This window comes from Curtobacterium sp. MCLR17_039 (genome assembly GCF_003234745.1).
Lineage (GTDB): Bacteria > Actinomycetota > Actinomycetes > Actinomycetales > Microbacteriaceae > Curtobacterium > Curtobacterium flaccumfaciens.
On sequence record NZ_QKTF01000012.1, the window covers coordinates 97089 to 108708 of the forward strand.

Consider the following 11620-nt stretch of genomic DNA (forward strand, 5'->3'; position numbering starts at 1 on the left):
GGGGGATACTGGGGGCATGCCGCTGTACCGGGACGAGTGCGTCGTGTTGCGCACCCACAAGCTCGGTGAAGCCGACCGCATCGTCACGATGCTCTCGCGGCAGCACGGCAAGATCCGCGCCGTGGCCAAGGGCGTGCGGCGGACGGCGTCGAAGTTCGGCAGCCGCCTCGAGCCGTTCATGGTCGTCGACGCCCAGTTCTACGAGGGCCGTTCGCTCGACATCGTCACCCAGGCGGAGTCCCTCGGCGCGTACGGGGCCCAGATCGTCGCCGACTACGGCGCGTACACCGCGGCCAGCGCCATGGTCGAGACCGCCGACCGACTGAGCGAGGCCGACGCCGGGCTGCAGCAGTACCTGTTGCTCGTCGGGGCGCTCCGGTCGTTGTCGCGCGGTGAGCACCAGTCCAGCGCGACCCTCGACTCGTACCTGCTCCGCGCGATGAGCATCGCGGGGTGGGCCCCCTCGTTCAGCGACTGTGCGGTGACGGGGGAGCCCGGCCCGCACTCGGCGTTCGTGGTGCAGCTCGGTGGTGTCGTCGCCGACCGTGCGGCACCACCGGGGACCCCGCGGCTCGACCCGGCGACGCTCGGGGTGCTCGGCTCCCTGCTCGCCGGTGACTGGGCGACGGTCGACGCCACCGACGAGCGGACGCGTTCTCGGGCCTCCGGCGTGGTCGCGGCCTACGCCCAGTGGCACCTGGAACGATCGCTCCGGTCCCTGCCGCACGTCGACCGCTCCGAACACCCGATGCCGGTGCCGCAGACCCACGGCGGACCCGAGGCGACGGCGCGCGCGGTGGCCTCGACCCCGGCACCCGCCGTACCCGAGCCCCGATCCTGATCCCGCTGTCGAAGGAGCCCCCACCGCATGAGCCCCCGCCGCCCCGACGACGTCGAACCGTTCCGCCCGATCGACTGGACCGGCGAGACGCCCCCGGCGATCCCGGCCCGGTTCGTGCCGGAGCACGTGGCCATCGTCATGGACGGCAACGGCCGGTGGGCGAACGGCCGCGGCCTGACGCGGATCGAGGGACACAAGGCGGGTGAGGCCTCGCTGCTCGACGTCGTCGCCGGGGCGATCCAGATCGGCGTCCGGCACGTGTCGGCGTACGCGTTCTCGACGGAGAACTGGAAGCGCTCCCCGGAAGAGGTCCGGTTCCTGATGGGCTTCAACCGCGACGTCATCCGCCGTCGCCGTGACCAGCTGCACCAGTGGGGCGTCAAGGTGCGGTGGGCCGGCCGGCGCCCGCGGCTGTGGCGGAGCGTCATCGACGAGCTCGAGACCGCCGAGCGGATGACGGCGGGCAACGACGTCCTCACGCTGACGATGTGCGTGAACTACGGCGGCCGGAACGAGATCGTCGACGCCGTGCGGGGCATGGCCGAGGACGTCGCCGCCGGACGACTGAAGGCGAGCCAGGTCACCGAGAAGGCACTCGCCAAGCGGCTGTACGTGCCCGAGATGCCCGACGTCGACCTGTTCCTCCGGAGCTCGGGGGAGCAGCGCACCAGCAACTTCCTGCTGTGGCAGTCCGCCTACGCCGAGATGGTGTTCCTCGACCGGCTCTGGCCGGACTTCCGTCGCACCGACCTGTGGGGTGCGATCGAGGAGTACGCCAGCCGCGACCGACGCTACGGCGGCGCGGTCGACACCCCGACGGCCTAGCCCAAGCCCAAGCCCCCGAGCCCGGCCCCTCAACCCGGCAGCGGCCCCTCGAGCAGGTGGGCGGCGGAGCGCACCGCGTCGAGCGCCGCACGGACGCTCGGCACACGGTCGGCACCACGCGCGACGACGACCTCGACACGCCGGGCGAGCTCGTCGTCCACGGGGTCGATCGCGACACCGGCGGGGATGACCGTCGTCGCGAGTGCCAGCCGGGGGAGCAGCGCCACCCCGAGCCCGGCGGCGACGAGCCCCACCACGGCGGCCGCGTTGTCCGTCTCCAGCACGATGTCCGGGGTGAACCCCGCGCTCGCGCACGACGCGAGCAGGTGCCCACGGCAACGCGGGCAGCCCCCGATCCACCGGGCGTCGTGGTGGGACGCGAGGTCCACGACGGTGGAGCCGGCGGGGCGGAGTCGCGCAGCGCCTCCTGGCTCGACCGGCGTCACCAGCGCGAGCGGGTCGCGACCGAGTGCCCGGGTCACGAGGCCCGGGTCCGGGGTGGTCCCGACCTCGTCACCGACGTAGGTGAAGGTCAGGGCGACGTCGACCTCGCCGCCGCGCAGCAGGTCGAGTGCCTCGGGTGGCTCGACCTCGACGTACGAGGTCGTCACGCCGGGCGCCGTCGCGGCGAGCCGGGCGAGCACCGCGGGCACGAGGGCGGAGGACGCGCTCGGGAAACCGGCGAGTCGCACCCGGCCACGGCTGAGTCCACCGACGGCGTCGAGGTCCTCGCGCGCCGCGGTCAGCGCGGCCTGGACGTGCAGGGCGTGGTCGGCGAGCACTTGCCCCGCGTGCGTGAGGGTCGCGCCCCGTCCGCCCCGCAGGACCAGCGCGTGGCCGAGGCGCTGTTCGGCCCGGGCCAGCAGCTGGCTGACGGCCGGCTGGCTCGACCCGAGTGCGGCGGCAGCGCGGGTGATCGACCCGCCGTCGGCCACGGCGCGGAGGACCCGGAGCAACTGGGGATCGATCTCGTCCATCACCCGATGTTATCGGTGGCACAACGAACCGGCTCTGGTGTGATGGGACGGGAACGAGGACGCTGTCCGCATGGACTCCTTCCCCGCCGGCCGCGGCTACCTGGCGGCGTGCACCGCGGGCCTGCCGACCCGCGGCACCCTCGCCGCCCAGCGCGCCGACCTCGACGCGTGGTCCCGGGCCGAGACGTCGCCCGCCCGGTACGGCGCGCTGGTCGAGCAGGGACGTGCGCTCTTCGCCGCGCTGGTCGGCGTCCCGGTGGAGCGCGTGGCGACGGGATCGCAGACCTCGGTGATGGCCGCGGTCGTCGCCGACGCGCTGCCGGACGGCGCCGAGGTGGTCGTCCCCGACGGTGACTTCAGCTCGGTCGTCTTCCCGTTCCTCGCCCAGGCGCACCGCGGCGTCCGGGTCCGGAGCGTCCCGCTCGAGCGGCTCGCGGCGTCCGTCGGGCCCGACACCGCCCTGGTCGCGTGGTCCGCGGTGCAGTCCGCGACCGGCGTGGTCACCGACCCCGACCCGGTCGTGGCCGCCGCCCGTCGCGTCGGCGCCCTGACCCTCTGCGACCTCACGCAGGCCGCCGGCGTGCTGCCCGTCGACGCCGCGGCGTTCGACGTGACGCTCACGCACACCTACAAGTGGCTCTGCGCTCCGCGCGGCGTCGCCTTCATGACGCTCTCCGACACCGCCCTCGGCCGGCTCCGCCCGGTGCAGGCAGGCTGGTACGCGGGCCACGACGTCTGGTCCTCCTGCTACGGCCCCGCCATGCACCTGGCCGACGACGCGCGTCGCTTCGACGTCTCGCCGGCCTGGCAGGCGTGGCCCGGTGCCGTGGCCGCGCTCGAACACGCGGTCGCGCTCGACCAGCGGGCGGTCTGGAGGCACGCCACCGGTCTCGCGGATCGGCTGTGCGACGCCCTCGGGTCGCCCCGGCAGGGCGACGGGCAGGCGATCGTGACGTTCGCGGACGCCGACGGGGCGGCCCTCCGGGCCCTCACCGCCGCGGGCGTCACCGCCTCGGGGCGTGCCGGGCGACTGCGCATCGCGTTCCACCTGTGGAACGACGAGTCCGACGTGACCGACGTCGTGGCCGCGCTCGGCGGGGTGGGGCCGGGCACGTCGGCGAGGTGAACGTGGAGGGCGGACCCGTGGCGGGCCTCCCGGGCCAGGATCGCCGGTAGTCTTGCCCGGACCGTTTCCGCACCGAGCACCCAGCTCGGCGACCTCTGGAGCACCCTTTGGCACAGCCCTCCCGTCTCGACAGCGTCATCGCCCTGGCCAAGCGCCGCGGCTTCGTCTTCCAGTCGGGTGAGATCTACGGAGGCTCCCGCTCCGCATGGGACTACGGGCCCCTCGGTGTGGAGCTCAAGGAGAACATCAAGCGCCAGTGGTGGCAGCGGTTCGTCCGCGGCCGCGGGGACATGGTCGGCCTCGACTCCGCGGTGATCCTGCCCCGCAAGGTGTGGGAGGCCTCCGGACACGTCGCGACCTTCACCGACCCGCTGGTGGAGTGCCTGCACTGCCACCACCGGTTCCGCGAGGATCACCTGCTCGAGGCGTTCGAGGCGAAGAAGGGCCGTGCCCCCGAGGGCGGCATGGCCGAGATCGCCTGCCCGAACTGCGGCACCCGCGGCGAGTGGACCGAGCCCCGCGAGTTCTCCGGGATGCTCAAGACCTACCTCGGCCCGGTCGAGTCGGAAGAGGGCCTGAACTTCCTGCGCCCCGAGACGGCGCAGGGCATCTTCGTCGACTTCGCGCAGGTCGTCACGACCAGCCGCATGAAGCCCCCGTTCGGCATCGGTCAGGTCGGCAAGGCGTTCCGCAACGAGATCACGCCCGGCAACTTCATCTTCCGCACGCGCGAGTTCGAGCAGATGGAGATCGAGTACTTCGTGCCGCCGGCCTCGGCCGAGGAGCACTACGAGCAGTGGATCGCCGACTCGGTCGCGTTCTACACCGACCTCGGCATCGACCCGGAGAACCTGCGCCGCTTCGACGTGCCGGACGGCGAGCGGGCGCACTACTCCGACGCCACCGCCGACATCGAGTACCGCTTCGGCTTCACCGGCTCGGAGTGGGGCGAGCTGATGGGCGTCGCGAACCGCACCGACTTCGACCTGAACAACCACATCGAGGCGTCCGGCCAGGACCTCCGATTCTTCGACCAGGCCGCCAACGAGAAGTACGTGCCGTACGTCATCGAGCCGTCGTTCGGGCTGACCCGTGCACTCATGGCGTTCCTGCTCGACTCGTACCACGAGGACGAGGCCCCGAACGCGAAGGGCGGCGTCGACAAGCGCACGGTCCTGCGCCTCGACCCGCGCCTGGCCCCGGTGAAGGCCGCCGTCCTGCCGCTGTCGCGCAACGAGCAGCTCTCGCCCGTCGCCCGCGGCCTGGCCGACGACCTGCGCAAGAACTGGAACGTGGACTTCGACGACGCCGGCGCCATCGGCCGTCGCTACCGTCGCCACGACGAGATCGGCACGCCGTTCTGCATCACGGTCGACTTCGACACGCTCGAGGACAAGGCCGTCACGGTGCGCGAGCGCGACACCATGGGCCAGGAGCGCGTCTCGCTCGACCAGCTGCAGGGGTACCTGGCGCAGCGGTTGCTCGGCGCGTAGGGGTTCCGCGGCCCCGCAAGACACCGGTGTTCGTGTGTTGCACACCCGCAGCAGGGTGTTCGACCTGCGAACACCGGTGTTTTGCTGCCAGCGGCGGGAATGCGCGCCGCACGATCGCGTTGGGGTCAGCATGAACGACTCCGTGAAGGTCGATGTCTGGTCGGACATCGCCTGCCCCTGGTGCTACATCGGCAAGCGCAAGTTCGAGGCCGGCGTCGCCGCGTTCGGCGCCTCGAGCGAGGGCCGCCCCGTCGAGGTCGAGTACCACTCCTTCGAGCTCAGCCCGGACACCCCCGTCGACTTCGAGGGCACCGAGGCCGAGTTCCTCTCGGGCCACAAGGGCATGCCCGTCGACCAGGCGCAGCAGATGCTCGACCAGGTCACCGCCATCGCCGCTGGCGTCGGTCTCGACTACGACTTCGAGGCCATGCACCACACCAACACGGTGAAGGCCCACCAGGTCATCCACCTCGCCAAGCAGCACGGCAAGCAGCTCGAGATGGTCGAGCGTCTGTTCACCGCCTACTTCGAGCGCGGCGAACACGTCGGACAGGAGTCCTCGCTCGCCGACCTGGCGGCGGAGATCGGACTCGACCGCGACGAGGTCCTCAGCACCCTGCGCGACGACGCCCAGCTCGCCGCGGTCCGCGCCGACCAGGCCCAGGCGCAGGCGTACGGGATCAACGGCGTGCCCTTCTTCGTGATCGACGGCAAGTACGGCGTCTCCGGCGCCCAGGACCCCACGGCGTTCGAGCAGGTGCTCCGCCAGGTGGTCGCGCTCCGCGAGACCACGCCGGAGGAGGTCGCCTCGGCGGCCGAGCGCGCTGCGGACGACGCGAGCGCGGACGTGGCGGTGACCCGATGACGGACATGACCATCAGCGACCAGGGCGCGGTGCGCCTCCAGGCCGTGACGTCGGTGCCGTCCGTCCCGGACGCGCTCACGGGGCTGCCGGGCGCGTTCGGTGGTTCCGGCGTTCCCGGTCTGGAGGCCCGTCCCGCGTTGCTGACGCTCGTCACGCCCGGCGGTGCGCCGGTCTGCGAGGGCGATGCCTGCCTGATCGACGCCGGCTCGTTCGCCGGGGCCGAGGGTGACTGGTCCGAGGTGCCGGACTGACGGCTGCCTCAGTCGCGCTGCGGTTCCTCGTCGGTGATGTCGGCGACGGTCGCGCCGTAGGCGGCGATGAGCGCGTCGGCGTCGACGAAGGCGCTCGCACCGTGCCGGCCGGCGCCCAGGGCGACCCGGCGGCCGACGATGCGTTCGTCGGCGTACACCGGCAGGTCGCCCGTGGCACCGATCGGCGTGATGGTGCCGCGCTCGTACCCGGACGCTTCGAGCGCAGTGGTGGCGTCGGGCATCGAGAGCTTGTTGACGCCGACGACCGTGCGGAGCTTCTTCCAGGCGATGCTGCGGCCGCCGGGCACCAGGGCGAGCAGGAACCCGCCGTCGTGGCGCTTCACCACCAGGGTCTTGACGATGTCGCCGGGCTCGATGCCGAGCAGTCCGGCGGCCTCGTGCAGGGAGTTCGCGGCCGGGCGCTCGACCACTTCGACCGGCAGGCCACGGGCCTGGGCGTCGGCGTCGAACCGGGTGCTGGCGTCGGTCGTCATGTGGAGAACGCTACCGGCGCGCACCGACGTGGGAAGATGGGACAGGTATGACGATCACACAAGCACCCGCCTCGCGAGTCGGCGGCCCCCTGCGCATCGGCCCGATCGAGGTCGATGTGCCGGTCGTGCTCGCGCCGATGGCCGGGATCACGAACATGGCGTACCGCCGGCTGTGCCGCGAGTACGGCGCCGGGCTCTACGTGTGCGAGATGATCACCTCGCGTGCGCTGGTCGAACGGACCCCCGTGTCGATGCAGCTCATCCAGCACCACGAGTCCGAGACCCCGCGGTCGATCCAGTTGTACGGCGTCGAGCCGAACACCGTGGCCGAAGCGGCGTCGATCCTGGTGGGCGAAGACCGTGCCGACCACATCGACCTGAACTTCGGGTGCCCGGTGCCCAAGGTCACCCGCAAGGGCGGCGGCGCGGCCCTGCCCTGGAAACTCGACCTGTTCCGCGAGCTCGTCACCAAGACCGTGCGCGCCGCGGGCGACGTCCCCGTCACGGTGAAGATGCGCAAGGGCATCGACGAGGACCACCTGACCTACCTCGACGCCGCACGCATCGCGCGCGACGCCGGTGTCGCCGCGGTGTCGCTGCACGCCCGCACCGCGAACGAGCACTACTCCGGGCACGCCGACTGGTCCGCGATCGCCACGCTGAAGGAGACCGTCACCGACATCCCGATCCTCGGCAACGGCGACATCTGGTCGGCCGCCGACGCGCTCCGGATGATCGACGAGACCGGCGCCGACGGCGTGGTCGTCGGGCGTGGCTGCCTCGGCCGCCCGTGGCTGTTCGGCGACCTGGCTGCGGCGTTCCGCGGCGAGGGGCTGCGGTACATGCCGTCCCTGGGCGAGGTCGCCGACGGGTTCCGCCGGCACGCCGAGCTGCTCGTCGAGTTCTTCGGCGACGAAGAGCACGCCTGCCGCGACATCCGCAAGCACGTGGCCTGGTACTTCAAGGGGTACCCGATCGGCAGCGACGTCCGGGCCGGCCTGGCGATGGCGTCGAGCCTGCAGGAGATCGACGACTTCCTCGGCCAGCTCGACCACGACGCGCCGTACCCGGGTGCCGACGCCGAGGGGCCGCGCGGTCGTGCCGGGCACCCGAAGCGCACCGCCCTGCCCGACCGCTGGCTCGAGAGCCGCGACGTCGACTCCGAGTTCCGCAAGGTCCTGGCCGCCGCCGAGCTGCACCACAGCGGCGGATGAGCGCCACCGCCTCGTACGGCCCGGCCGACGCGGAGCGCTGGCTCCCCGAAGAACACGGCAACCGCCGCTCGGACTTCGCCCGTGACCGCGCCCGACTGCTCCACTCCAGCGCCCTCCGGCGTCTGGCCGCCAAGACCCAGGTGCTCAGCCCGACGGCGGGGCTCGACTTCGCCCGCAACCGGCTGACCCACTCGCTCGAGGTCGCGCAGGTCGGCCGCGAGCTCGCCGACTCGCTCGGGCTCGACCCCGACGTGGTCGACACCGCGTGCCTGGCGCACGACATCGGGCACCCGCCGTTCGGGCACAACGGCGAGACCGCCGTGAACGCCTGGGCCACCGGGATCGGCGGCTTCGAAGGCAACGCGCAGACCCTCCGGCTGCTGACGCGGCTCGAGCCGAAGGTCTACGGCGTCCGGCCGGGTTCCGATGTCGACCGTCCGTACGGGCTCAACCTGACCCGCGCGTCGTTGGACGCCAGCTGCAAGTACCCGTGGCCGGCGGCGCAGGGGGTCTCGGAGTCGTCCTCCGGGCGCACCAAGTTCGGCTTCTACGACGACGACCACGACGCCTTCGAGTGGCTCCGCGCCGGCGCCCCGCGTCGCCAGCGCTGCATCGAGGCGCAGGTCATGGACCTCGCCGACGACATCGCGTACTCGGTGCACGACTTCGAGGACGCCGTCGTCGCCGGGTTCATCGACGTCGCGGCCCTGGGTGACCGTGTCGGCGAGAACGACATCGTGAGCGCCATGCACGCCTGGGTCGGCGACGACCTGAGCCGCGACGAGCTGCTCGAGGCGTTCGACCGCCTGCGCGAGTTGCCGCTCTGGATGACCGCGTACGACGGCTCCCGCCGTGACGCCGCACGCCTGAAGAACCTGACGTCGCAGCTGATCGGACGCTTCGCGCGCACCGCCACGACGGCCACCCGTGAGTCCTACGCCTCGGGGTCGCTCGTGCGGTTCGCCGCGTCGGTCGTCACCCCGCCCGAGATCATCGGTGAGATCGCGGTGCTCAAGGGCATCGTCGCGGCCTTCGTGATGACCCAGGGCGACCGTCAGCCCGTGTACGAGGACCAGCGCCGCGTGCTCACCGAACTGCTCGACGCGCTGGCGGCGACGGGGGCGTCCGACCTGGAGCCCGGCTTCGCCGCCGACTGGCACGCCGCGGGCGACGACGCCGGCCGACTGCGCGCCGTCGTCGACCAGGTCGCGAGCCTGACCGACCAGGGTGCACTCGCGTGGCACCGACGTCTGGTGGTGGGTGACCGTGAACCGGTCCACATCGCCGTCTGACCGGTCCGCCGACGTCGGTCCCACGAACTAGGATCGAGGGGTGGCTGGCAGGATCGCGCGGAACGACATCGACGAGGTCCGCTCGCGTGTCAACATCGCCGACGTCGTGGGCGACTACGTCACGCTGAAGCACGCGGGCGTCGGGTCGATGAAGGGCCTCTGCCCCTTCCACGACGAACGCTCCCCGTCGTTCCACGTCCGGCCCCAGGTCGGCCGCTACCACTGCTTCGGCTGCGGTGAGGACGGCGACGTCTTCAGCTTCATCATGGCGCAGGACCACACCACCTTCGCCGAGGCCGTCGAGCGCATGGCCGCGAAGATCGGCTTCACCCTGCACTACGAAGAGGGCGACGGGCCGCGCACCGACTACAACACCCGTGCCCGGCTGATCGCCGCGAACGAAGCCGCGCTCGAGTACTTCACGGGGCAGCTCACCACCGCTGCCGCCGACCCCGCCCGCCGGTTCCTGGGGGAGCGCGGGTTCGACCCCTCGGCCGCCCAGCACTTCGGCGTCGGGTTCGCCCCGAAGTCCTACGACATGCTCAAGGACCACCTGCGCGGTCGCGGCTTCACGATGGAGGAACTCGTGTCCGCCGGCCTCGTCAGCCAGGGGGACCGCTCGCCGTACGACCGGTTCCGCGGGCGCCTGATGTGGCCCATCCGCGACGTCACCGGGGCGACCATCGGCTTCGGGGCGCGCCGCCTGCTCGAGGACGACAAGGGTCCCAAGTACCTCAACACGCCCGAGACCCCGATCTACCACAAGAGCCAGGTGCTCTACGGGCTCGACCTGGCACGCCGCGACATCTCGAAGCAGAAGCAGGTCGTCATCGTCGAGGGCTACACCGACGTGATGGCGTGTCACGTCGCGGGCGTCACGACCGCCGTCGCCACCTGTGGCACGTCGTTCGGTGTCGACCACATCAAGGTGCTGCGCCCGATGCTCGGTGACCTGGCCGGCGCCGACCCGAACGCCAACGGCGAGGTCGTGTTCACGTTCGACCCCGACGAGGCCGGGCAGCGCGCAGCCTCGCGTGCCTTCGCGGAAGAACAGCGCTTCGCCGCGCAGACCTACGTCGCCGTGGCGCCCGGTGGGCTCGACCCGTGCGACCTCCGGCTCGCCCGCGGTGACGACGCGATCCGCCGATTGGTCACGAACAAGCGCCCGATGTTCGAGTTCATGATCCGCCGCACCCTGGACGGCCACGACCTCGAGACCGTCGAGGGGCGCGTCGGTGCCCTGCGCGCTGCTGCGCCCGTGCTCGCCGGTATCCGCGACCGCTCACTGACGCAGGGCTACGTGCGCGAACTCGCCGGCTGGCTGGGGATGGAGATCCCCGAGGTCCGTCGGTCGGTCGAGACCGCCCGGCGTCGTGCGGGGTCCGCTGCCCAGGACGACCGGTCCGCGGGCTCGGGGCGCGACGGCCGTGCCGGAACCGGCACCGACGGGGCGGACACCCCTGACGAGCCCGTCGCCGGGATCCGTTCGCTGCCGAACGACCCGATCAGCCGCATGGAGCGCGACGCCGTGATGGCGATGGTGCAGCAGCCCACGTCCGTCGGGGCACCGATGCTCGGGCTCGCCGCGTCGGCCACGTTCTCGACGCCGATGCTCGCCGCCGTGCGGGACGCCGTGGTCGCCAACGTCGACGTCATCGGCGCAGGGGACTGGCTCGACCGGCTGCTCGCCGACGTGCCGGCACCCCTCCGCACCCTGACGCACGAACTCGCCCTCGCGCCGATCCCCGCGCGCAACGCCGAGGACCTGGCTGCCTACTGCCGGAGCATCGTCGTGGCTCTGGTCGAGCGCGACCTGCTCGCCCGCAAGGCCTCGTTGCTCGGACAGCTGCAGCGCGCCGATCCGCACGAGCAGGCCGAACGTCGCGCCGAGATCCAGCGGCAGCTCGTCGACATCGACGGGCAGCGGATGCGGTTGCGCGCCGACGCCGAGGCGTCCTAGGGCTCTTCCCGCGCTGTTGGTGGGCGCGGGGTCGCACGACGCGCCGCGTGCGTCTCGCCGAGGTCGCGGGAACCGTCGCGCGGTGGGGCTGCGAGCGGCAGGTGGTTCTGTCGGCGCCGGCGTGAGTGGTCAGGACGTGCCGCGTGTGGGGCGTCGAGTGGTCGCGAAGCGTCAGTTGGCCGGGGTTCGGCCGACGGGACGTGACCGCTCGGGGTGGTTCTGTCTCTTATACACCTCTGCCCCCGCCGACGACATCCCGTGTGTAGATCTCGGTGATCGGCC

The 11620-nt window shown here is 72.1% G+C and carries 11 protein-coding genes; 9 read left to right on the forward strand and 2 right to left on the reverse strand.

Translation table 11 applies throughout. The annotated features are described in order from the left end of the window. Positions 1-16 precede the first annotated feature (16 nt). Both recO and DEJ00_RS14080 read left to right on the forward strand, forming a co-directional pair. Complete coding sequence (gene recO, locus DEJ00_RS14075; RefSeq protein WP_111057772.1) at positions 17-841, forward strand: DNA repair protein RecO; 825 nt, start codon at positions 17-19, stop codon at positions 839-841. Between the two features lie 27 nt (positions 842-868). Beyond that, positions 869-1666, forward strand: coding sequence for an isoprenyl transferase (locus DEJ00_RS14080; RefSeq protein WP_111057773.1), 798 nt, complete (start codon positions 869-871; stop codon positions 1664-1666). A gap of 29 nt (positions 1667-1695) precedes the next feature. Here the strand turns inward: DEJ00_RS14080 and DEJ00_RS14085 are convergent, their stop codons facing one another. After that, positions 1696-2643: a LysR family transcriptional regulator gene (locus DEJ00_RS14085; protein ID WP_111057774.1), complete on the reverse strand. Its 948-nt coding sequence runs from the start codon at positions 2641-2643 to the stop codon at positions 1696-1698. Positions 2644-2713: 70 nt separating this feature from the next. Between DEJ00_RS14085 and DEJ00_RS14090 the strand changes: the two genes are divergently transcribed. From DEJ00_RS14090 to DEJ00_RS14105, 4 genes are all read left to right on the forward strand, one after another. Next, the gene (locus DEJ00_RS14090) at positions 2714-3769 is read left to right on the forward strand and encodes an aminotransferase class V-fold PLP-dependent enzyme (RefSeq protein ID WP_111057775.1); all 1056 of its coding nucleotides are present in this window, start codon (positions 2714-2716) and stop codon (positions 3767-3769) included. Between the two features lie 107 nt (positions 3770-3876). Beyond that, on the forward strand, positions 3877-5262 hold the full coding sequence (locus DEJ00_RS14095) for a glycine--tRNA ligase (RefSeq protein WP_027465322.1): 1386 nt from the start codon (positions 3877-3879) through the stop codon (positions 5260-5262). A 130-nt stretch (positions 5263-5392) separates the two neighbouring features. Continuing rightward, positions 5393-6127 carry a DsbA family protein gene (locus DEJ00_RS14100; protein ID WP_027465323.1) on the forward strand — a complete coding sequence of 245 codons (735 nt, stop codon included), beginning with the start codon at positions 5393-5395 and terminating at the stop codon, positions 6125-6127. A gap of 5 nt (positions 6128-6132) precedes the next feature. Continuing rightward, positions 6133-6378, forward strand: a complete 246-nt coding sequence (locus DEJ00_RS14105; protein WP_146247980.1) for a hypothetical protein — start codon at positions 6133-6135, stop codon at positions 6376-6378. A gap of 8 nt (positions 6379-6386) precedes the next feature. Here DEJ00_RS14105 and DEJ00_RS14110 read toward each other — a convergent pair whose 3' ends face one another. After that, positions 6387-6872: an aminoacyl-tRNA deacylase gene (locus DEJ00_RS14110; protein WP_027465325.1), complete on the reverse strand. Its 486-nt coding sequence runs from the start codon at positions 6870-6872 to the stop codon at positions 6387-6389. 47 nt (positions 6873-6919) lie between these two features. Between DEJ00_RS14110 and dusB the strand changes: the two genes are divergently transcribed. The 3 genes from dusB to dnaG are packed head-to-tail and all read left to right on the forward strand — an operon-like array spanning position 6920 to position 11338. Beyond that, complete coding sequence (dusB, locus tag DEJ00_RS14115; RefSeq protein WP_110860455.1) at positions 6920-8086, forward strand: tRNA dihydrouridine synthase DusB; 1167 nt, start codon at positions 6920-6922, stop codon at positions 8084-8086. Beyond that, a complete protein-coding gene (locus DEJ00_RS14120; RefSeq protein ID WP_111057776.1) occupies positions 8083-9378 on the forward strand; it encodes a deoxyguanosinetriphosphate triphosphohydrolase in 1296 nt (431 codons plus the stop codon). The genes dusB and DEJ00_RS14120 overlap by 4 nt, the downstream gene beginning before the upstream one ends. A gap of 40 nt (positions 9379-9418) precedes the next feature. Further along, the gene (gene dnaG / locus DEJ00_RS14125) at positions 9419-11338 is read left to right on the forward strand and encodes a DNA primase (RefSeq protein ID WP_027465327.1); all 1920 of its coding nucleotides are present in this window, start codon (positions 9419-9421) and stop codon (positions 11336-11338) included. The last annotated feature ends 282 nt before the right edge of the window (positions 11339-11620 follow it).

What these genes read in the sequence shown, in the direction of transcription:
- recO (WP_111057772.1), top strand. Translation starts at nt 17, where the DNA reads ATGCCGCTGTACCGGGACGAGTGCGTCGTGTTGCGCACCCACAAGCTC.
- DEJ00_RS14080 (WP_111057773.1), top strand. Translation starts at nt 869, where the DNA reads ATGAGCCCCCGCCGCCCCGACGACGTCGAACCGTTCCGCCCGATCGAC.
- DEJ00_RS14085 (WP_111057774.1), bottom strand. Translation starts at nt 2,643, where the DNA reads ATGGACGAGATCGATCCCCAGTTGCTCCGGGTCCTCCGCGCCGTGGCC.
- DEJ00_RS14090 (WP_111057775.1), top strand. Translation starts at nt 2,714, where the DNA reads ATGGACTCCTTCCCCGCCGGCCGCGGCTACCTGGCGGCGTGCACCGCG.
- DEJ00_RS14100 (WP_027465323.1), top strand. Translation starts at nt 5,393, where the DNA reads ATGAACGACTCCGTGAAGGTCGATGTCTGGTCGGACATCGCCTGCCCC.
- DEJ00_RS14105 (WP_146247980.1), top strand. Translation starts at nt 6,133, where the DNA reads ATGACCATCAGCGACCAGGGCGCGGTGCGCCTCCAGGCCGTGACGTCG.
- DEJ00_RS14110 (WP_027465325.1), bottom strand. Translation starts at nt 6,872, where the DNA reads ATGACGACCGACGCCAGCACCCGGTTCGACGCCGACGCCCAGGCCCGT.
- dusB (WP_110860455.1), top strand. Translation starts at nt 6,920, where the DNA reads ATGACGATCACACAAGCACCCGCCTCGCGAGTCGGCGGCCCCCTGCGC.
- DEJ00_RS14120 (WP_111057776.1), top strand. Translation starts at nt 8,083, where the DNA reads ATGAGCGCCACCGCCTCGTACGGCCCGGCCGACGCGGAGCGCTGGCTC.